This window comes from Micromonospora sp. NBC_00362, from assembly GCF_026342155.1.
In the GTDB taxonomy this organism is placed as follows: domain Bacteria; phylum Actinomycetota; class Actinomycetes; order Mycobacteriales; family Micromonosporaceae; genus Micromonospora; species Micromonospora hortensis.
Window position 1 is genome coordinate 472,609 of sequence record NZ_JAPENH010000001.1, and the last position, 21,376, is coordinate 493,984.

The following is a 21,376-nucleotide window of genomic DNA, read 5'->3' on the forward strand; positions in this document are numbered from 1 at the left end:
AACCCGTCGTCGGTAGCGTCCGGTCGCCAGTTTCCCGACCAGGTCGCACAAAGGCGGAGTTATGGGCACCGTGGATCGCCGTACGTTCCTCAAGGCGATGGGAGTTCCCGCGATCGGCGCGGCGCTCCCGATGGACCTCAGCAAGGCGCTCGCCATCCCGGCGAACAACCGGACCGGCTCGATCAAGGACATCGAGCACGTCATCATCCTGATGCAGGAGAACCGTTCCTTCGACCACTACTTCGGCACCCTGCGCGGCGTACGCGGCTTCGGTGACCCCCATCCGGCGACACTGCCATCCGGCAAGGACGTGTGGCACCAGCCCAACGGGACCGACGAGCTGCTGCCCTTCCGCCCCGAGGTGAAGGACCTCGGCCAGACCTTCCTGCCGGACCCGCCGCACGGCTGGAACGACGGGCACGCCGCCTGGAACGACGGCCGGTTCGACGGGTGGGTGCCGAACAAGGGCGTCACGGCGATGACCTACCACACCCGCCAGGACCTGCCCTACCACTACGCGCTCGCCGACGCCTTCACCGTCTGCGACAGCTACCACTGCTCCCTGATGGGTCCGACCGACCCGAACCGCTACCACATGTGGAGCGGCTGGGTCGGCAACGACGGCAAGGGCGGCGGCCCGGTGATCACCAACGCGGAGGCCGGCTACGACTGGTCCACGTACCCGGAGCGGCTGGAGCGCAACGGCGTCTCCTGGAAGATCTACCAGGACGTCGGCACCGGCCTCAACGCCGCCGGGTCCTGGGGCTGGACGAACGACCCGTACATCGGCAACTACGGCGACAACTCGCTGCTCTACTTCCACCAGTACCAGAACGCGCAGCCGGGAACGCCGCTGGCCGACAAGGCGAAGACCGGCACCGAGGTCAGGACCCAGGGCCGCGACCCGGAGGCGCTGCTGGCCGACTTCCGCGCCGACGTCGAGGCGGGACGCCTGCCGGAGGTCTCCTGGATCACCGCCCCCGAGGCGTACACCGAGCACCCGAACTGGGAGCCGGCCTACGGCTCCTGGTACATCTCCCAGGTCATCGACATCCTCGCCTCGAACCCCGAGGTGTGGAGCAAGATGGCGCTCTTCATCACCTACGACGAGGAGGGCGGCTTCTTCGACCACGTGGTCCCGCCGACGCCCCCGCAGACCCGCGAGCACGGCCAGTCGACAGTGCCGACCACCAACGAGATCTTCCCCGGCGACGCCGACCACCCGGCCGGGCCGTACGGCCTCGGCATCCGGGTGCCGATGGTCATCGTCTCGCCGTGGACGCGCGGCGGCTACGTGAACTCGCAGGTCTTCGACCACACCTCACTGATCAAGTTCCTGGAGGCGCGGTTCGGGCACGGCCGCCCGGACCTGATCGAGCAGAACATCACCCCGTGGCGGCGGGCCGTCGTCGGCGACCTGACCACTGCCTTCGACTTCCGGCACCCGAACCGCTCACGCGAGGTCAGGCTGCCCGACACCGACGACTTCAAGCCCGACGAGTTGGTCCGGCACCCCGACGAGGTGCCGGTCCCGCCGGCGGACCAGCGGCTGCCGAAGCAGGAGCACGGGGTACGCCCGGCGCGGCCGATCCCGTACACCCTGCACGCCGACGGGCACCGCGGCGACGACGCGTTCCGGATCGACTTCCGCAACTCCGGCGGGGCCGCCGCGGTCTTCCAGGTCCGCCAGGCCGGCAGCGCGGACGCCCCACGCAGCTACACCGTCGAGCCGGGCAAGCACCTGACCGACACCTGGCCGGTCACCCCCGATTACGACCTGTCGGTACACGGACCGAACGGGTTCTTCCGCCGGTTCACCGCCGGTCGGTCCCAGCTCGACGTCACCCCCGCCTACGACGAGCACGACTACAAACTGGCCCTCACCCTCAAGAACCGCGGCTCGAAGCGGGTCGAGGTGACCGTCCGCGACGGGTACAAAGCTCGACCGGTCACGCTGTCGCTGCGCCCCGGCGAGACCGAGCGCGTCACGTGGGCGCTCGCCCGCACCCACGGCTGGTACGACCTGACGGTCTCCGTCGCCGGTGACGCCGACTTCGCGTACCGGTGCGCGGGTCATGTCGAGAACGGCAAGGACAGCATCAGCGACCCGGCCCTCGGCGGGCTCGTTTAGGGCGTTCCGACCCGGCGGGGGATGACGCGCGCGGTGGTCGGCGGGGCCATGGTGGTGAGCGTTATGACTCAGCGGTATGTCTATACCGCAGAGTCATAACGCTCATCACGGCCTCCGCCCGTCGGGACGTCCACTGCCGGCGCGGCCACGGCGCGGGCGACGCGGTCGCCGAGCCGACGTAGATGGTCGACCAGCTCCACCGGCTCGTGGACCGTGAAGTCGCACCCGAGCAGCGTGAGCCGGAAGGCGAGCCAGTCGACTGTGTCTTCCGGGCTGTGCCATCGGCACGACGCGTCGTCGAGCGGCGTCAGTGCTCCGGCATGGTCGCCCAGCCGGGCAGTCGCCTGCTCAGCCGGCATCGCGAGCGTCGCCACCGCCCGGAACACCGGTGCCAGGCTGTGCATCTGGTCGGTTACGAACGCGGACGCGTCGTCGGTCGGAAGCTCGCGGGGCGCCACCCGTACCCCGGTTGTGGTGGCCTGTTCGATGCGGTCGACGCGGAACGTGCGCCAGTCCTCGCGCTCGTTGTCGTAGGAGACGACGTACCAACGGCGGCCCACCACGACGAGGCGGTGCGGTTCGACGAGCCGCCGGCTGACGCCGCCGTCGCCGTTGGAGTAGTCGAAGCGGACCCGCTCGTGTGCCGAGGCCGCCGCCGCGAGGACGATGAGCTGCGTCGGATCGACAAGCGACACCGCCGCCGCGGTCGACGACACGGTGGCCGCGGCGAGGGTGCCGACATGGCGGCGCAGCCGCGGCGGCAGCACCTGCTGCAGTTTGGTGAGCGCCCGCACCGACGCCTCGGCGATGCCGGCGACCGGTTGCCGGGCCGCTGTGTGCAGGCCGACGGCGATCGCCACTGCCTCCTCGTCGTCGAGCAGCAGCGGAGGCATCGCCTTACCCGCGACCAGCCGGTAGCCGCCCAGTACGCCCAGGCTGGCCTGGACCGGATAGCCCAGCTCACGCAGCCGGTCGATGTCGCGGCGCACGGTCCGCGGGGTGACCGCGAGACGCTCGGCGAGTTCGCTGCCGGGCCATTCGCGGGGCGTCTGCAGAAGGGAGAGCAGTCGTAACAGGCGGGCCGGTGTGTCGCGCATGCTCCCATGATGCGTTTCGATCTAGGACAGTTGCCAGCCTAGATCGGGTCTACCGTCGTCCATCTCAGTGCGCCGAAGCCGCACCTGAAGAAGGAGACAAACCGATGAAGGTCGTTCCCGACGGATACCACACCGTGACCCCCTGGATCATCTCGCCGGGGAGGACGGGCGCACTGATCGATTTCATAGTCGGCGTCTTCGACGCCACCGAACTGGCCCGCATGGAAGTGGACGGTGTGATCGGCCACGCCGAGGTCCGGATCGGCGACTCGGTCGTGATGATGTTCGACAAACCCCAGTGGCCAGCCACACCCGCCTTCCTGCGTCTCTACGTCGCCGACGACGCCGAGGTGCTCAGCCGGGCCGTCGAACGCGGAGCGAGCGTTGTCACCGAGCCGACCGAGCTCTTCTGGGGCGACCGGGTCAGCCGCTTCCGCGACCCGCTCGGCAACCTGTGGTGGATCCACCAGCGCGTGGCCGAGCCCACCGAGGAGGAGATGGGTCGACGGCTCGACGACCCCGAGTTCGCCAAGGCAATGGAGTACGTCCAGAGTGCCGAGTTCGCTCCCCACGGCTGACGTTGGTGTAGAGGTCACCAGGGCCTCGCCCCGGATGGCCGGGTCGGGTCCGTCAGAACTCCTCGTACACCGCCGGGTCCTGGTCGGAGAGCCGCCCGTCCGGGCGGCCCAGCGCGGTGATGGCCTCGACCTGCGCGTCGGTGAGCTTGATACCGAAGACGTCCAGGTTCTCGGCCTGCCGCTGCGGGGAAGCGGCCTTGGGTAGCGGAATCACCTGACGGGCCACGTGCCAGGCGAGGATCGTTTGCGCCGGGCTGACGCCGAGCGCGGTCGCGATCTCCACGACGACGGGGTGTTGCTGCAGGTCGTTGCCATGGCCGAGCGGGCTCCAGCCCTGCACCAGGATGCCGTGCTCCCGGTGGTAGTCGATCGCCTCCTGCTGTGGAAAGTACGGGTGCACCTCGATCTGGTTGACCACCGGGGCGACGCCGGTCTCGGCCACCAGCCGCTCGATGTGCTCGGGCAGGAAGTTGGAGAGCCCGATGTGCCGAACGAGCCCACGCTCACGCGCCTCGATCAGCGCCCGCCACGCCTGCACGTACAGGTCGACCTTCGGGTTCGGCCAGTGGATCAGGTACAGGTCGACGCGGTCGAGGCCGGTGCGGAACACACTCTCCTCGATGGTGGTCAGCGCCTCGTCGTAGCGGTGGTGCCGTCCCGGCAGCTTCGAGGTGACGACCAGCTCGTCCCGCACGTCACCGGCCGACCGGGCCGCCCGACCGACAGCGCCCTCGTTCTCGTAGTTCACCGCCGAGTCGATCAACCGGTAGCCCGCCCGGATCGCCTGACCGATCGCGTCGACACCCGCCGAGCCGTTCAGCCGGTACGTGCCGAGCCCGATCGCCGGCAGGGTGGTGCCGTCGGCTGCCGCAAGATGGGGAATCGTCATGATTGGGACCCTACCTGCCCGAGTTGCGCGCCGACGGTGGCTCGATGTCGAGCGCACACGACGGAACGGGCAACCCGGAAGGCAGAAAACGGCGGGATTCAGCAGACGCGCGTCCGCCAACTCACCTTCGTCACCGTCATGGGAACGTAGAAGAATCCGTCACCAGGAGGAGCGCAGTCCGTGCCGGTGAAAGTCATTCCTTGGGTGGTGAACGACCAGCTAATCTCGGCGTTCCGGTTCGTGTAGTTGTAGTAGTTGAAACCCGTGATGTTGCCGCTCCACTCCGTGGTGGTCACCAGGGACGGAGTCGCCGTAGGAACCCCGTTCGGGTGATCCCAGTGGGGCCAGACGCAGAATGTGCCCGGCTGGCAGTTCCCGGGCGGGTAGACGCCGGCCCCCGACTGGGCTGCCGCCGAGGCAGGAGGGGCAACAGCCAGCACACCTGCGATGACCCCGGCGATGGCGAGGGGTTTCAACAGCACGGCTACCTACTTCCATTGATAAGGATGAATTGACTCAAGCTACCGCGGGAAAGTTGCGCCGTCAACCACCTGCGCTACCGCCCAGGTGGACGGCCGCACCATTCGCAATAATGTGGGCAATGCGTCACGATCGCCGCAGCTTGCGACGACAGCAGGACCACCGGTCGGCGGCAGGAGTCAGGGCGACGAGCTGCTCCCGCACCGCAGGCCGTGGCACCTACGGCCACTGACGGCAGGACGCCAGCCGGGAACCCGGCCGCCGGCCGATTCGGCCACCTCCGAACGCCTCCGCGACTCGGGTAGTAGGCGACCGGCTCCGCGTTCGGGCCGCTCGGCGACAGCGATCAGCGGCGGGTTGGTTGACACGGGGAACATAATCGATGCAAGTAAATATAGGCCTGGGCTGAACGAGCTCCGGTCCCGTCCCTGAACGCCGTTAGGAAGGGAAGCTCATGCGCAGATTTACCAGCCGAATCGCTGTGGGTCTCGCCGCCGCCCTGGTCACCACACTGGCCGTGACGACACCGGCGTCGCCCGCAGCCGCTGTCGAGACGCTCAAGGTTCCCGACACCGGCCTCGTCTTCTACCAGGCCTACACGCAGATCATCGTAGGCAGGCAGGCCACGCCCGACGGTATCTGCCGCCCGGTCCCGGCTAAGGCGATCTGGGCGATCGGCTGGAACGGCTTCGGTTCCGTCTCTGGCTACCGGACCTCCGACTGCACCGGCGCTGCGTCCGAGCTCAACAACTTCCACAGCTGGCCGTACGAGGGCTACTACCTCTCCTACCGGGCCGGTTGACAAGCGTTCCCGGTGGTCGATAGCGGACGGCCACCGGGAAAGCACCGACCCGGAATTGCCCGGATCACCCCGCCGGCCAAGCAGGCGACGCCGGGACGTCGCCGGGCTGGCCAGAGTGACACACGTCTGGCAGGCGATGGTGCCGCTAGTTAGGGGGCCTCGTCGGGGTAGTAGTGCTCCGGGTCGGGGATCCGGGTTCGGCCAGTGGACCAGATACAGGTCGATCCGATCGCGGCCGGTTACCGGGTGATCGCCCGCTCAGTCGAGGAACCGCCGCTCAGCAGCGGGTCGGTACGCCGCTCGGTCTCGGGCAGATTCATCGCGGCGGCCAGGAGATTGGCGAGCCGACGGCTGTCGTCCAACCCTTGCCCCTTGCCGGCCCAGTCGTCGAAGGTGAGCCTGATGTTCTCGTCCGTCGTGATGATGTCCAGGACTGGGCCTCGCTTGTCGCGTTCGCGGAATCGCACGTAGCGAACGTCCGAGAGAGGGAACTCGCGCTCGATCGTGCCTTGTTTGCGAACCGAACTCTGTGCCGATATGAAAAGACGTGCGGGTGTCACTCCCAGGTAGGCGTCCTCGCCGACGAGGCGGTCGAGGTTGACATCGGCGATGGCCAGCAGGGGTTCCTCGCCAGGCACGACCCATCGGAGGATTCGCAGCACCTCATCTGGCACAGCCTCGGCGAAGACGGTGAGAGGCGGATCCAGCGGAGCGGTCTGGGTGTGCACACGGTTGCGAAGAATTGCCACCCGCTCGGCCAACGCCTCGGCCATGTCGACAGCGGATTTGATGTCCTGGCGCTTCGCGGTGAACGGCAGACTGAACTCGGCCGGAAGTTCGGCGATCAGACGACATTGACGTTCAAGACCGGCAAGCAGATCCGCCACGTCCTCCATGACTTGGGTGTGCTCACGCTGAGTCTCGGCGACCAACTCGGCCAGCAGGCCTTCGTTCTCGGCGGCATGGGCCTCGTCGCGGCTGATGTGTCCCGCGCGCAACACCTGGAAGCGATACCAGGACCACTCCGCCATGAGCATGCCGTGAGCGTCGGCGAGAATCTGGTCGACGTTCTTCTGAACGTAGGTGCGACGGCTCTGCCCGTCAGTATCGAGCGCCGTGATGTGCCGACGGACGAGCGACGTGAAGAGGTGTCGTTGCTTGCGCAGGTCTGCGTCCCTGGTCGCGATGGAGGCGAAGACGTGGTCGTTGACGCCGCTGGCCGCCTGGGCCTCACGTACGGCGCGCAGCGTCGTCTCATGCAGGCCGAGCAGCGTCGCCCACTGATCCTCGTGCAGCGCCCGAAGAACGTCACGAGTCAGTTGGACGTTCTCGTCCAGTCGACGTGAGATCGACGCCAGCTGCACCTGCAGTGCCAGGAGTGCGGCGGCCGGCCCGAGAGCGCTGAGGATGGAGGCGGTCTGCGCCCCTGTCACGGGTGCCCAGCGCACCAGGTTGGCGATCTTCCCGTTGGTCGTGACGAGTGCACCCAGGTTCCAGCCGCCTGACGTCATCGGTTGCGCGGTCTTGAGCACCTGCAACGTCTCGGGCGCCAAACGCACGAGCCCCTGCACCGTGGTCGCACCCTGTGCACCCTGCGCCGCGAGATTGCCGATGCCCGAGGCCATCGCGAGCTTGTCGGTAAGGCCTTGGTTTGCGTGAGCGCTCATCATTTCGAAAGGGATCACGTCGAAGCCGATGGGCGGCTGGTCCCCGAAGAGCACGGCCAATCCCGGCTCGATCTCGACGAGGCTGACGGTCGGCTCGTCGTTGGGGAGAACCGTGGCGTCGAGGGTGCCGTTGTCAACGAGTGTGGAGAGTTCGTTCTCGGATGCCTCGGCTTCGGGTGCCATCCCACGTCCTTCATGATCGACAGCGAGAGCATCACATTACGTGTCAACGTGGTCACCCTGGCTCATCCGGAGCGGTACCTGATTTCGCGTAAGGTCCACACGCGAGTGACTGAACAGATCACCTGCGGGTCGTGGGCTCCAGTTGTGCGAGCAGGGTGCTCACCTCGGTGTGTAGGCGCCGCAGCTCCGCTGCGCCAGGGGCAAGCTCGTAGCAGTGGTGGTGCGTGGCGGCGGAGAGCGTCACCCAGGCGAACGCCACGCGACGAGCGGTCTCGCGGCCCGGACCAAGCCGGCCGCGCAGCATCAACTGCTTCGCGCGGCCCTGCCGGCACGCCGCCACGGCCGGCTGCACGCGCCGCCAGTAGCCGTCGACACCGGCTTCGAGGGCGAGCCGGATCATGCAGGCGCAGGCCCGCGGCCACCAGCCCGCGGTCACCGCCGTGGTGCCGAGCAGCCCGGCCCCGCGCAGCAGCTGATCGGCCGCCGCCAGGCAGCGCTGCGGCGTCGGCGCGGTCACGACAGCGCCGCCACGAGGAGGCGGGCGTCCGCGACCAGGCCGGGCAGGTCGGCCAGGTACGCGCCGTGCACACCCTCCCGACATGCCTGGTACGCGTTCACCGCACGTCGTCCGTGCCGGCGGCCCAGCCAGCCAAGCACGTCACCACCCTTCTCGGCGTCGTCGAACACCGCCAACGCGACGGTGGTGGCGACCCGTCGGGATGCCTCCTCGATCGCCTCCTCGATGTCGGTGTGCCGAACGCCTCGGGCCACCCGGTTCCGCCAGACCGAGCGATGGCATGCCGCCTCGACGGCAGAGCGGCACAGCTCCGCGACCACCGGCCCGCGCACGTCGGCGGGGATCTCCTCGTTACGCGCCAACGCGTACGCGTCGTCCAGGTAGCGGGTCACCGGGTCGGAGCCGGGCCGCAGCGTCACCACCGACTTCTCCGCGCGGGTCACCTCGATGATCCGCGCCTTGCCGAGACCGAGACGGCGGACCGCGTCCGGCAGCCGGGTGTCGTGGGTGAAGACGACCACCTGCCGCTGCTCGGCCAGCTCGGCGAGCACCCGCGCGAGACCGTCCACCTTCGACGGGTCCATGCTCTGCACCGGGTCGTCGACCACTATGAACCGGAACGGGCTCTCCGGGGCGCAGCTGCGGGGCAGGAACGTCGCCAGCCCGAGCGCCTGCATCTCACCCTGGCTCATCACACCCAGCGCCGTGCCGTTGTCGGCGCCGTCCACGCTGACCGGGAAGACCACCCGCCGCCGGGTGTTCGCGCCTTCCAACGTCATCGACCCCAGCTCGACGTTGCTCTCCTGCCGCAGCTGCGCCCAGATTCGCTGTGAGTGCCCGGCAAACGGTGCGACCCGCTCGTTGCGGATCGTCGCGCCGGTGTCCTTCAGCCAGGCGCGCGCGGCCTTCAACCGGGCCACTGTCGCCTCCCGCGCCGGCAGTCCGCCGACGGTGGCCACCCACTCGCGCACCTCGGCCGCCGCCGCCCGCCAGCCAGTGTCGCGCTGCCGCAGAAACCCCTCGGCGTACGCGCGGGCCGCGTCGACCGCCGCCACCACCGCCGGGTACCGCGCGGCCAGGTGGTCGGCCAGCTCGGCCGGCTCCCCGGGTACGCGCCGCAGCACCGCAACGGCGTCACGCAGCACCCCGGCCGTCGGCTCCAACCCGGGGCCCTCGGGCACAACGAGGTCGTCGATGAGGTGGTGCGTCTGCCGCAGCAGAGCCGTCAGCCGGGTCGTCGCCGTCTGGGCGGCGACGCTGCGCTGCCGCAGGTTGGTGAGCGACTGCGCGGCGGCGGCCCGCCAACCACCGTCGAGGGTGCCGGTGGCGCAGACCGGGCATGACCCGTCGCCCTCGTCCTGGTGATGTTCGAGGGCGAGGCGGAGCAGCTCGGCGCTCCGCAGCGCGGCCCGGGACCGGCCACCGTCGTACCGCCGGGCCTCGACCGCCGCCTCCCGCAGCTGACCGGCGAGCCGGGTCACCTCGTCGACCGGCGGCGGGGCGAGGGCGGCGAGCGCCCGGCACAGCAACACCTCCCGGTCGGTGGTCGCCGCGTCCGGCTCGTCGAGGATCGCCGTCACCGCCGCGAGGTCGACCGCGCCCCGGCCACGCAACAGTGCGGCGGTCCGCCGGGCCCGGTCGTCGGCGATGCCGTCGAGCATGGCGATCAGGGCGGTGCGCTGTGCGCGTACCTCCTTGATGGTGTTGTCGTGCGGCCGGGCGGCGCGCAGCAGACGCTGGTCGGCGTCGGTGAGCGCGTCCAGCCCGAGGATCGCGAAGAGCGCGTCGAAGAGCTGACTCTGTGTTCCGGCGGCGAGCTTGCCCAGCTCGGCGGCAGTGAGGAACGGCCGGTACAGCTCCAGCGAGCGGGCCAGACCCAGCTCGGAGAGGTCCGCGTGCCGGCCCCGTACGCTGGTGACCGTCACCTCGGCGTCGACCAGCGCGGCCCCGACCGGCCAGGCGCGGTGCACCCGGGTCGGCGTGGCCACCCCGTCGACGCGCAGCTCCACATCCACCCAGCACGGGTCCGGGTTGTGCAGGTTGCGCCACCCGGTACGCCAGACGCTGGTCTTGTCGGCCCACCGGGCGCTGTCCCCGGTGAGGGCGAGTTCGGCGGCCTCGGCGAAGCTGGACTTGCCGGAGCCGTTGCGGCCGACGACCAGTGTGAAACCCGGCCCGGGGCCGATCTGGATGGTCCGTTCCGGGCCGACGCCACGGAACCCGGCGACGGTCACCGACTTCAACCAGATCCGTTCCGCCGGGCCGTCGTCGGTGGGGGAGCGGGGGTCGAGCCGGGTAGGAGTGCCGGCGAGCGCGGCGGTCAGGTCGTCTTCGCCGGTAAGGGCGGCGAGGACGAGTTCGGCGGTCTCGGTCGGGACGTCGTCAGCGGCGGCCAGTCGCTCGAAGATCAGCTCGATCAGCGGGGCGGTGGTCTGTGCGGGCTGGGTCATGGTCGTCTCCAGGCGTGTGGTGTCCGCGGGCCGACGGCTCGTCGGCCCGCCCGGGGTGAGCGGTGGATGTCGGTGCTGCGGCTCAGCGCGCGGGGCGCCACTCGCCGCAGCTCTGGGAGCTGAAGGCGTAGTCGGAGGAGCGGATCGTCACCTGCACTCGGCGGGCGCTATTGGTGAAGTAGTTGTCGATCGTGTGGCCGGAGCTGTCCTGCCGTTCCCAGTAGCAGCCGTCGACATCCGTGGTGACGTACGTGCCGGGCTTGATCTCCTTACCGACGCGGAACGTGCCCTCGTCGAAGATCCGACCCTGGGCTGCCAGGTCCGCGTCGACCTGCCCGCGCTTCACCGTCTCGCGCCACTTCTTCGCGTACGGGTAGCTGGGACAGAGCAGGAGGGCTGCGTTGATCTCGGGGATCTGCTCGCTGCTGGCGGCGAAGCCAGCTTCCAAGTACGTGTCCTCGGGGTCGACGGCGGCACACATCTCGTACAGGGTCGCGATATCCCCGTCGTCGTACTTGGACGTCGTCAGCGCGGCCTTTTCGGTGTCGGTTACGGGCTGGATCTCCGTCTGGGCATCGCAGGACGTCGGCTTCGCCGCCCACACCTCGCTGAAGTCCGGCCGGCCGTCCTTGCCGGGCCGCACCGTGAGCAGCGCATCCCAGTCGTTACCCGTGTCGCACTCAAAGCTGACCGGCGGCTGCTGCGGGGTGTTCTTCGGGTCGTCCGGATAGGAGTCGCTGGAGTCGGGGACAGCGTCGCCGTCCCGGTCGGGAGGAGGAGGCGTTGGCGACGTCCTGGGGGAGGCGGACATGCTCGGCGTGGCGGTCACCGGCGTGGCGGTGGAGCGCTTCTCGTCGCCGCAGCTGGTCAGCATCGTGGCCAGTAGGGCAGTGGTGAGCAGCGCGCCGGACGCGCGGACAGCTCGGTGCAGGCGGATGGTGCAGGCGAGCGCGTCGTACGGCTCAGAACGGGCCATTGTCGTCTCCGCAGGGAGGAAGGTCCGCGGCCTGGAACCAGGCGGACCGGAGTGACGGGGGAGTCAGACGCTTTCGAGCTGATGACGTAGACGAATCAGTAGGCAGGGGTCAGCACCAATCGGCGTTCTGTCCTCCGCAGAGGGCTAGGTGCCCCGACCGACGCTGTGAACAGGCGGGCTGTGAACAGCCGGGGCGGGCGTGGGATGCCCGCCCCGGGCGGTGGGGGGAGATCAGCCGAGGGCGACGTCGACGCCGCCGGAGAACATCGAGTCGTGCAACTCGAGCTTGGTGAGCTTGACGTTCTTCGGGATGTCGAAGACGACGACGCCGGTCACCTGGTTGCCGGGGTTGATGTCGTTGAGGAACGTTTCGGCGTTCTTGTTCGCGTAGATCGCCGCGCCGGTGTCGGCGGAGTACTCGGTGCCGTCGGCCGCGTACGCCTTCTGGCTGCCGCCGTCGAGCATCTGCGCTTCCTTGCCGATGTTCTTCACGTTGAGCGTGACCAGGCAGAACTGGCCCTGCGCCTTCGCGCCGAGCAGGTCGCTGCCGATCTTGGCGACGCCGCACTTGGACGACTTCACAGTGAACTCGAACTTGCCGTCCCGGGCCGCTTCGCCCACCTTCGCGGTCTTCGCCGGCGCGTCCTCACCCTTGTCGCCGGCGCTGGAGCTCGTGGGCTTGTCGGCGGCGCCGGAGCCGCAGCCCAGGGCGATGAGGCCGGTGGCGAGCAGGGCGAGAGTGGTGGTCTTGCGCATCGTTGTCCTCCTGAAGTGAGTGTTGCGGGGTCAATAAGAGCATCGTCCGACAACACTGTCAACAGACAATCTCATGCTTGACAGGCGTGCGAAACTTTCGGCGTGGAGAACCCGACGATCACGGCAGCGGAGATCGCCCGGCTCGCCGGTGTCGGTCGCGCTGCGGTCAGCAACTGGCGTAAACGGCATCCCGACTTCCCCGCCCCGGTGGGCGGAACGACGGCGAGCCCCGAGTTCGACCTGATCCAGGTCGAGCAGTGGTTACGCACCCAGGGCAAGCTCCCCGAGCTCGCCACCGCCGACCGGCTCTGGCGACACCTCGCCGCGGCCAGCGACTCCCCGGCCGCCGGCCTCGCCGCCGTCGGCGCCCTGCTGCTGGCCCGTCAACGCGGCTCCCGCAGCGCCAGCATCGACGGCCAACTCACGCCGCTGCTGCCCGACGTCGACGCCCTCGCCGACGAGTTGGGCCCGCAGGGCGCGTTCGACGAGCTGTGGCAGCGGTTCTCCGCACCAGGGCCCGGCCGCCCCTTCGCCACCCCCGACGACCTCGCCGACCTGATGATCGGGCTCGCCAACGTCGGCGGCGGCTCAGTGCTCGACCCGGCCGCCGGCTCCGGCGCCATCCTGCGAGCCGCCGTCCGCGCCGGCAGCACCTCCGTGTACGGGCAGGAACTCGACGACGACCTCGCCCGGCTCGCCGGCCTGTGGCTGGCCCTGCACGACGCACCCGGGGAGGTCAGCACCGGTGATTCTCTGCGCGCCGACGCCTTCGCCGGCCGCGCCGTCGACGCCGTCGTCTGCCACCCACCCTTCGGCGCCACCAACTGGGGCGACGAGGAACTCGGCCACGACCCCCGCTGGATCGTCGGCACCACACCCCGCACCGAACCCGAGCTGGCCTGGGTGCAACACGCCCTCGCCCACGTACGGGTCGGCGGGCACGCCGTCCTGCTGATGCCACCCACAGTCGCCAGCCGCCGCGCCGGCAAACGCATCCGCGGCGAACTGCTGCGCCGAGGTCACCTGCGCGCCGTCATCGCGCTCCCACCGGGCGTGGCGGCGCCGCACGGCGTACCCCTGCACCTGTGGGTGCTGCGACGCGCCGCGACCGACGCACCGCCACCACCACGGGCGCTGCTGATCGACGCCGCAAACGGCGACCTGGCCGACACCGCACCGCGCGTGCTGGCCACGTGGCGGACCTTCGTTGCCGCCCCCGACGGCGACGTCGAGGAGGCCGGCTTCGCCCGCGCGGTCCCGGTCATCGAGCTGCTCGACGAGGAAGTCGACCTCACCCCCGCACGCCGGCAACCCGCCGTCGTGGGCGAGGCTTCCGGAGAGCATCTGGTACGCACCAGAGAACGACTGGCCGCCATCGTCGGCGAGCTGCCGGCGCTGCTGCCGCAGGTCACGCCCGCGCCCGACGGGCCGGACGGCCTCCTCCGCACCGTTGGAGAGTTGGCGAAGACCGGGGCGCTGCAACTGATCGGTCCGGTCCGCGCCGGCACGTCCACACCCGCACCCGACGGGCCGCCGGTGCTCACCGTGCAGGACGTGCTCGCCGGGGTAGAGGCGTCCGGACGGGTCGACGACCGGTTCGGACAGGAGATCCCGCTTGCTGTCGGGGACGTGGTGGTGCCGATGATCGCGCGGCACCTCACCGCCCGGGTGGTCACCGCCGAGGGGGCGCTGTTGGGGCGCAACCTGTACCTGTTGCGGCCCAATCCGGCGGCGTTGGATCCGTGGTTCCTGGCCGGTCAGCTGCGGACGTCGGCAAACGAGAAGCAGTCGTCGAGTCTCTCGGGAACGATGCGGTTCGACATTCGACGGGCGCAGGTGCGGCGGCTGTCGCTCGACGAGCAGCGGGCGCATGGAGACGCGTTCCGGCGCCTCGACGCCTTCGAGTCGGCGATCCGGCAGGCCGCCTTACTGGGAGCGGAGCTGGCGCAACTCACCGCCGACGGGTTGGCACGTGGGGCCCTCCGGCCAGACGCCGACCTCCGATGAGGCGGTGCCTCGGCTGTTACCGAGGCGACCGAACGTGATTCCGGTCGTCGTCCCGGAGCACTGAGTCCCCGCTCGGCGAACCTGATCGATCGCTGTCGAGCCTGCGCTCGACGGCTGAGGGGCATCGTTCATCGCGATCGTGGTGCAGAGTGGTGGGCTCGGCGTCGGTCGAACGATGGCGCTGAGGTGCGTAGTGGGGAGGTTGGGAATGCTGGGCCAAGATCCGGACGCGGCACAGGAACTGATGCATTCCTGGACGGCCGAGCTGTCGGCACGAGCTCAGGCTGCGGCCGAACTGTCAGACCGGGTCGCGACCATCGCGGCGTCGGCGACCGGCGCGGACGGTGCGGTGCGCGTGACGGTCGCCGCCTCGGGGGCGCTGACGGACCTTCGGTTGGACGACCGCGTTCAGCGGATACCCGGTGCCGAACTTGCCAGCATCATCATGGCCACGATCGCCCGTGCACAGGCCGGGTTGACCGAGCAGGTGAGCATTGCGGTGCACGACACCGTGGGCGTCGACTCCGAGTCCGGGCGGGCGGTCACCGACTCCTTCGCGAGGCGGTTCCCCAGGCCCCCTGACGAGCCCGATCGGTGGGAGCGGGACGCCAGAAATGGCTGGTGACGCTGGAATGCAGATGTCGGTGGAGGCGGTGATTCGGCACGCCGCAACGGTCAACGGCACCGCCGACAGCATGGAGGCCGCTCGCGGAGCGGCCGCGTACGTGCAGATGGGTGCTGAAGCGTACGGGCAGATCTGCGCGTTCCTACCTCGGTTGATCGACCCGGTTGCGGACAGGGCGGTGACGGCGTTGGGAGAGTCCGCCACGGCACTGCGTGAGGCGGCAGCCAACCTACGAGCGGTTGCTGCCGCGACCGAAGCCGCTGACGCGGCGAGCGCACGACGACTTGCCGACAGTGCCGGCCGGTTGGAACTGCCGCTGTGACCGACATGGCGGCTAACCCGCTGGTGGTGCAGCGCCAGGACTCGACCCAGTGGTACACCGGGCTCGGGTTGGTCGAGGACCTCGCTGACACCGTGTCGGGCATCGAGTCGGGAAGCTGGATCGACTCGACGATCGGTGGTGTCGCCACGTCGATGGATGCGTTGGCCACCGTGCTCGACCCGCTCGGCTCGCTGGTCAGTTGGGGCGTCGGCTGGTTGCTCGAACACGTCAAACCGCTGTCGGATGCGCTGGACTGGCTGGCCGGCGACCCGGATCAGATCGACGCGTACGCGTCAACGTGGCGCAACGTCGCGAAGCAGAGCACCGATGCGGCCACTGATCTGCAAACGGCGATCTCGTCGCAGCTCTCCGAGTGGGAGGGCGCCTCGGCGCGCGCCTACCGGGCGGACATCTCTGGCCAGGTGCGGGCGATGGAGGGCATCGCACGGGCTGCCGACGGCATCGCTTCGTTGGTGGAGGGCGCCGGGCTGCTGGTGGCGCTGGTCCGCGAGTTGGTCCGGGACCTGATCGCGGACTTCGTCTCGGTGCTGGCGGTCCGGCTGCCGCTCTGGCTGGCCGAGACCGGCGCGACGTTGGGCTTGGCGACTCCGCTGGTGATCTCTCAGGTCAGTAGCCTGGTGGCTAAGTGGGCGGCGCGGATCGGCAGGTTGATCAGCGCGCTGATCAGCAGCCTGCGTCGGCTGGTCCCGCTGCTCCGACGCTTGGGCGACCTGATCGACGAGCTCAATGGCCTACTGCGGCGGGCCGCTCGCACCGACCCGGTCAGCCCGGCCAACGGCACCGCACCCGGTGGGCGCCCTGCGGCCTCGGGAGACCCGGACCTGGACTCGATGGGGCGTCGGTCGGACTGGGAGGATCCCTCTGCGCATCCGCAGGCGCCGCCACCGCCGGACGCGAACCTCCCGGCCGGGGATCCGGTCTACCACCGCCCGAACAGCACCGCCATCGGCTACGACAGCGCCACGATGCGCAATTTCGACGCCGTGGCACCGATCCCCGGCCATCACGATGTGGTCGTACACGGCGAACGCACCGGGCTGTTCCGGCCCGGCCTCGTGGGCGCTGACGGCGCCGACCACCCCGCCAACTTCACCCACCCACAGCAGGTCGCCGATGCCATCCGCGCCAACCCGCACTACGACGGTGGCCCGGTACGGCTGGTCTCCTGTCACACCGGCACCGTCGCCCCCGAAGCCGGCGTGCCACCAGCGGCGCAACAGGTCGCTGACGCCCTCGGGGTGCCCGTGACGGCGCCGACGGACGCGGTCGGTGTCGACCGGTATGGTCCGGTGGGGCAGACCCCGATGATCCGGGGTGACGGAGAGTGGAAGACCTTCTATCCGAACGGTGGGCGTTGATGGGCGGCGGTCAGCTGAGGGTGGCGGGGATGTTCCGCGAATTCGGGCCGGTCCGCTCCGCCGAGCCGCAGGAGAGCATCTTCGACAACGTCGCCGATGAGGAACTGCCCGACCTCACCCAGGTTGTCAGCTACTTGAACTCGGGACACGTCCTCATCGATGTAATGGACGTCGCCAACGATGCCTTCGACTCGACCCGGCAGGTGATGAACGGCTCGACCGTTTTGACCGACGGTGACTGGCTCTGGCGGAAGGACCTCGCCTACTACGTACGGCGTCACCGCGTCACATTGCCGGCGGACTTCCTCGCGCTCATCCGCGAGCGTGACTACGTCGTCCCTTCGCGGGGCGTGCCGGAGCTGACGGCTTGTTCGCGGCAGGCCCGCGACCTGATGTTCTGGAACAGCTGACACGCTTTCTGGTGTCGTCAGATATCCGACGGCGGCGCATCGAGCCGTCTGAAGTATGGATTCAACGTCTCATAGGAACCGCCATTCGGACGCTTCCTCGTCGAAAGTTCAACGTTGTACGGTCATGCGTCTGCCAGGCGTCGAGCCGACAGGCCAGACGAGCAATTTGGGTCTGTGTCATCGTGAGGGGGACGAATGACGCTGGGCAGAATCGGCGGCTATGAACTGGTGCGGCCGCTCGGCTCAGGCGGTATGGGCGACGTGTTCTTCGCGGTGTCGCCGACCGCCGAGCGGGTCGCCGTCAAGGTGATCAAGCAGCACCTCATCGAGGCGCCGACGGTGCGCGAGCGGTTCGCCGCCGAGGTCGACAGCCTCAAGTTGGTCTTCGGCTCCCGGGTGGCCCGCCTTGAGGGCGCCGACCCGTACGCGAACCCGGCCTGGCTCGCCGTGGAGTACGTTCCCGGCGCCACGCTGCGTCAGCACGTCGACGCCCGGGGGCCGCTTCCCCTGCCGCTGGCCGCCATGGCCGGCGCGATGCTCGCTGAAGGCCTGGCCAAGGTGCACCAGGTCAAGCTGCTGCACCGCGACCTCAAGCCGCAGAACATCATCCTCGGCCCCGACGGCCCCAAGCTGATCGATTTCGGCCTGGCGGTGCTGATCGAGCGGGACGACTACCTGACCGAGCCGGGTGCCCTGGTCGGCACTCCCGCCTACATGTCGCCCGAGCAGGTCAAGGGTGAGCGGGACCTCACGCCGGCGGTCGATGTATACGCCCTTGCCGCGACACTGGTCTTCGCGCTGACCGGGCGTGGGCTCTACCCGCCGACGAACTCCTGGAATCTGCTGCTGCGCATCAGCGAGCCGAGTGACCTTCCTGACCTGTCCGGGGTGCCGGCGGAGCTGGTGCAGTTGCTCGGCACGATGCTCGCCTTCGACCCCACAGCCCGACCCGGCCTGACGGACGTTCGCGCCCGGCTGCTGGCGGTCGCCACCGCTGCCAGCGGCAAGAGCGTCCACGCCCTGCGCCAGGAAGTCGCCGAACTCACCTACGACGGTGGCACGGAACTGCTGGTCCCTCCGGACCTGGATGATCCGCAACAGGACCCGGAGGGCACGCCGGTCATCGAGGCGGACACCGTACCGGTGCCGGAGACGACACCCACGAAGGTCGACGCCAAGCGGCCCAACGCGCCAGCCGATGTGACGTGGCTCGTCGACAAGATGCGCCGCCAGTACGCCCGCCGCTCGACCCTGTAGGAAGGCACCACCGATGACCACCACCCAGGCCGCGACCTTCGCCCCGGGCTCCCGCATCGTCGTCCGCGACGAGGAATGGCTGATCCGCAGCGTCAAGACCGGCACCGCGGACGGCACGATGGTGAAGGCGGTTGGCGTCTCCGAGTTCGTGCAGGACGTCGAGGCGACCTTCTTCACCGACCTTGAGGACATCACGCCGCTGGTGCCCGAGGAGACGGACCTCATCCAGGACACCTCGTCGCGGTTCCGGCAGAGCCGCCTCTTCCTGGAGGCCGTGCTGCGGCGTACTCCGCTGCCGCGCACCGAGCGCGGGTTGGCCCTCGCCGACCGGTTCCTGCTCGACCCGCTGACCTACCAGCAGCGACCCGTCGAACTGGCGCTGTCCGGCCTGCGGCCGCGGATCCTGCTCGCTGACGTCGTCGGTCTGGGCAAGACCCTGGAGATCGGGCTGATCCTCGCCGAGCTGATCCGCCGGGGCCGAGGTGACCGGATCCTGGTGGTCTCTCCCCAGCAGGTCCTCGAACAGTTCCAGCGGGAGCTCTGGACCCGGTTCGCGATCCCGCTGGTCCGGCTCGACTCGACCGGCATTCAGCGCATTCAGCAGGAGATCCCGGCCGGGCGTAACCCGTTCACCTACTTCAAACGGGCCATCATCTCGGTCGACACCCTGAAGGACGCCGGCCAGTTCGGCCACCACCTCGACGCCACCACCTGGGACGCAGTCGTCATCGACGAGTCGCACAACCTCATCAACAAGGGCACCCAGCGCAACGAGCTGGCCCGCCGCCTGGCCGCGAAGACCGACGCGCTGCTCTTGGCGAGCGCCACCCCGCACAACGGCGACAAGGAGTCGTTCGCGCAGTTGATCTCGCTGCTCGACCCGGCGGCGATCGCCAACGAGAAGGACTACCAGGCCAGCGACATCGCGCACCTCTACCTGCGCCGCACGAAGATCAGCCCGGAGGTACGCGACCAGATCGGTGACCGCTGGGCCGACCGCGGCCCGTCTGAGGCTCTGCACTGCACAGCGACCACGATCGAGGAACAGATCTTCGACGAGCTGACCGATGTGTGGCTGGCCGGCAAGTGGACCGACGAGCCAATCACGGGGCAGCACCGACTCTTCCCGTACACCTTGTTGAAGTCGTTTCTGTCCTCGCACCGGGCGTTGCACGAGACGGTGACCAACCGGCGCAAGAAGGCCACCGGCACCGAGCGGGCGGCCCTGGACCGGCTCGCGGAGCTGACCTCCGCGATGACCGACAGCGACTCCAGCAAGCTCAAGGGCCTGGTCGACGAGTTGAGGAAGATCGGCGTCGGCAAGAACAGCGCAACCCGGGCCGTGGTCTTCTCCGAGCGGGTGCCGACCATCAAGTGGCTCGCCGAGGTAGTCCCCGGAATGCTCGGCCTCAAGCCGAACGCCATCCGGGTGCTGCACGGCGGTGTGGCCGACAAGGACGAGCAGACGATCCTGCAGGAGTTCGAGCTGGCCGGCAGCGACGTCCGGTTGCTCTTCACCGGTGATGTCGCCTCGGAGGGTGTCAACCTGCACCAGCAGTGCCACCACCTGATCCACTACGACATCCCGTGGAGCCTGATCCGGATCGAGCAGCGCAACGGCCGTATCGACCGCTACGGGCAGAAGCACCAGCCGCAGTTCCGCGCGCTGATCCTCACCTCCGACCGCGAGGACGCCAAGGACGACCGAACGGTCGCTGAGAAGCTGCTCAACCGGGAGGAGACCGCCCACCGCAGCCTCGGCAGCGTCGAGGCGGTGACGGGCCAGTACGACGCCAAGGCCGAGGAGGACCGGTTGGTCCGGGACCTGCTCGCCGGCAAGTCGGTGGACGAGTCCTACGAAGCTGCCCACGCCGAGGTCGACGTGATGGCTGACCTCTTCGGGGAGGTCGGTACCGCTCCCGTAGCGGAGGACGTGCCCCAGGCGAAGGTGCCGAAGCTCTTCGACTCCACCCAGGACTTCGTCGACGCCGCCCTCTACGAGATCTACGAGGACCGGCCCGAGGATCACATCGACCTGCGCCGCGAGGACGAACTGATGACCTTCCTCGCCCCTGACGACCTGGTGCACCGGCTCACCGACCTGCCCCGCACCTACCTGCGGGCGCATCGGGAGGGTGAGGACCTCCGACTCAAGGTCACCTTCGACCGTGCGCTCGCCCAGCGCAAGCTCGACCAGGCCCGGCAGAGCAAGACCCCGATGTGGCCGGACATCGCCTTCCTCAGCGACGTGCACCCGATGGTCGACTGGCTGGTCGACAAGGTCCTGATCCGGCTGGGTCGCCAGCAGGCCCCGGTGCTCACCGCCGACGTGACCGCGCCGACGTTCCTGATCCAGGGCGTCTACGCCAACCGCCTCGGCCAACCCACCGTGGTCCAGTGGATGGCCGTCTCCGACCTGCCCGCGTCGCCGACGATCCGTCCCATGGACGAGGTATTGCGGGAGGCCAACGTCGGACCGGTGATGGTCAACCGCGCCGAGGCCATCGCGATCGACCAGCTCAAGGATCTGCTGCCGGAAGCCGTCCAGGTCGCCCGGCAGTATCTGGAAGGCAAGCGCGCCGAGTGGGCCGAGGCCAACGCCGAGCCGTTGCGGCGGCACCGCGAGCAGCTGAGGACCTTCCAGCAGGCCAGCATCCTCGATGAGCTGCCCGCCGCGCATCGGGAGAAGCGACGCCAACGCGTCGACACCACTGTCCAGGAGCAGCACGACCTGCTCGACCGCCTGGAAACAGCCGGCGACCCGCTGCTGCGGGTGCTCGCCGTCCTCGTACCGTCGCAGGAGAGTACCGCATGAGCGAGCGTAGCGAGCGAATCATCAGGCTGAGTGCG

Annotated in this window: 18 protein-coding genes; 10 read left to right on the top strand and 8 right to left on the bottom strand. The window is 69.2% G+C overall.

Going from position 1 to position 21,376, the window contains the following annotated elements:
- Nucleotides 1-61: 61 nt before the first annotated feature.
- Nucleotides 62-2,131, top strand: a complete 2,070-nt coding sequence (locus OG992_RS02090; RefSeq protein ID WP_266302144.1) for a phosphocholine-specific phospholipase C — start codon at nt 62-64, stop codon at nt 2,129-2,131.
- 80 nt (nt 2,132-2,211) lie between these two features.
- Here the strand turns inward: OG992_RS02090 and OG992_RS02095 are convergent, their stop codons facing one another.
- The gene (locus OG992_RS02095) at nt 2,212-3,228 is read right to left on the bottom strand and encodes a YafY family protein (protein WP_266302145.1); all 1,017 of its coding nucleotides are present in this window, start codon (nt 3,226-3,228) and stop codon (nt 2,212-2,214) included.
- Nucleotides 3,229-3,332: 104 nt separating this feature from the next.
- Between OG992_RS02095 and OG992_RS02100 the strand changes: the two genes are divergently transcribed.
- Nucleotides 3,333-3,806, top strand: coding sequence for a VOC family protein (locus OG992_RS02100; RefSeq protein WP_266302146.1), 474 nt, complete (start codon nt 3,333-3,335; stop codon nt 3,804-3,806).
- Between the two features lie 52 nt (nt 3,807-3,858).
- Here OG992_RS02100 and OG992_RS02105 read toward each other — a convergent pair whose 3' ends face one another.
- Together OG992_RS02105 and OG992_RS02110 are read right to left on the bottom strand one after the other, a co-directional pair.
- Nucleotides 3,859-4,695 carry an aldo/keto reductase gene (locus tag OG992_RS02105; RefSeq protein ID WP_238686970.1) on the bottom strand — a complete coding sequence of 279 codons (837 nt, stop codon included), beginning with the start codon at nt 4,693-4,695 and terminating at the stop codon, nt 3,859-3,861.
- Between the two features lie 98 nt (nt 4,696-4,793).
- Nucleotides 4,794-5,177, bottom strand: a complete 384-nt coding sequence (locus tag OG992_RS02110; RefSeq protein ID WP_266302147.1) for a hypothetical protein — start codon at nt 5,175-5,177, stop codon at nt 4,794-4,796.
- Between the two features lie 452 nt (nt 5,178-5,629).
- On the opposite strand from OG992_RS02110, the gene OG992_RS02115 reads away from it, so the two are divergent.
- Nucleotides 5,630-5,977 carry a hypothetical protein gene (locus tag OG992_RS02115; protein WP_266302148.1) on the top strand — a complete coding sequence of 116 codons (348 nt, stop codon included), beginning with the start codon at nt 5,630-5,632 and terminating at the stop codon, nt 5,975-5,977.
- 239 nt (nt 5,978-6,216) lie between these two features.
- Here the strand turns inward: OG992_RS02115 and OG992_RS02120 are convergent, their stop codons facing one another.
- From OG992_RS02120 to OG992_RS02140, 5 genes are all read right to left on the bottom strand, one after another.
- Entirely contained in the window at nt 6,217-7,827 is a 1,611-nt protein-coding gene (locus OG992_RS02120) for a hypothetical protein (protein ID WP_266302149.1), read from the bottom strand.
- A gap of 118 nt (nt 7,828-7,945) precedes the next feature.
- Nucleotides 7,946-8,344 (bottom strand): hypothetical protein, encoded by a 399-nt coding sequence (locus OG992_RS02125; RefSeq protein ID WP_266302150.1) that lies wholly within the window; start codon nt 8,342-8,344, stop codon nt 7,946-7,948.
- Nucleotides 8,341-10,794, bottom strand: coding sequence for an AAA family ATPase (locus OG992_RS02130; protein ID WP_266302151.1), 2,454 nt, complete (start codon nt 10,792-10,794; stop codon nt 8,341-8,343). The genes OG992_RS02125 and OG992_RS02130 overlap by 4 nt, the downstream gene beginning before the upstream one ends.
- Nucleotides 10,795-10,876: 82 nt before the next feature.
- Complete coding sequence (locus OG992_RS02135; RefSeq protein WP_266302152.1) at nt 10,877-11,770, bottom strand: hypothetical protein; 894 nt, start codon at nt 11,768-11,770, stop codon at nt 10,877-10,879.
- A 231-nt stretch (nt 11,771-12,001) separates the two neighbouring features.
- Nucleotides 12,002-12,526, bottom strand: coding sequence for a DUF4352 domain-containing protein (locus OG992_RS02140; RefSeq protein WP_266302153.1), 525 nt, complete (start codon nt 12,524-12,526; stop codon nt 12,002-12,004).
- A 102-nt stretch (nt 12,527-12,628) separates the two neighbouring features.
- On the opposite strand from OG992_RS02140, the gene OG992_RS02145 reads away from it, so the two are divergent.
- From OG992_RS02145 to OG992_RS02175, 7 genes are all read left to right on the top strand, one after another.
- Entirely contained in the window at nt 12,629-14,533 is a 1,905-nt protein-coding gene (locus tag OG992_RS02145; RefSeq protein ID WP_266302154.1) for an N-6 DNA methylase, read from the top strand.
- Between the two features lie 208 nt (nt 14,534-14,741).
- On the top strand, nt 14,742-15,158 hold the full coding sequence (locus tag OG992_RS02150) for a YbaB/EbfC family nucleoid-associated protein (RefSeq protein WP_266302155.1): 417 nt from the start codon (nt 14,742-14,744) through the stop codon (nt 15,156-15,158).
- Complete coding sequence (locus OG992_RS02155; RefSeq protein ID WP_146765155.1) at nt 15,148-15,480, top strand: hypothetical protein; 333 nt, start codon at nt 15,148-15,150, stop codon at nt 15,478-15,480. Before OG992_RS02150 ends, OG992_RS02155 begins: the two co-directional genes overlap by 11 nt.
- Nucleotides 15,477-16,859, top strand: coding sequence for a WXG100 family type VII secretion target (locus OG992_RS02160; RefSeq protein ID WP_266302156.1), 1,383 nt, complete (start codon nt 15,477-15,479; stop codon nt 16,857-16,859). The genes OG992_RS02155 and OG992_RS02160 overlap by 4 nt, the downstream gene beginning before the upstream one ends.
- Before the next feature lie 29 nt (nt 16,860-16,888).
- Nucleotides 16,889-17,269, top strand: a complete 381-nt coding sequence (locus OG992_RS02165; RefSeq protein WP_266302157.1) for a hypothetical protein — start codon at nt 16,889-16,891, stop codon at nt 17,267-17,269.
- A gap of 195 nt (nt 17,270-17,464) precedes the next feature.
- A complete protein-coding gene (locus OG992_RS02170; protein WP_266302158.1) occupies nt 17,465-18,526 on the top strand; it encodes a serine/threonine-protein kinase in 1,062 nt (353 codons plus the stop codon).
- A gap of 13 nt (nt 18,527-18,539) precedes the next feature.
- Nucleotides 18,540-21,341 carry a helicase-related protein gene (locus OG992_RS02175; protein ID WP_266302159.1) on the top strand — a complete coding sequence of 934 codons (2,802 nt, stop codon included), beginning with the start codon at nt 18,540-18,542 and terminating at the stop codon, nt 21,339-21,341.
- The last annotated feature ends 35 nt before the right edge of the window (nt 21,342-21,376 follow it).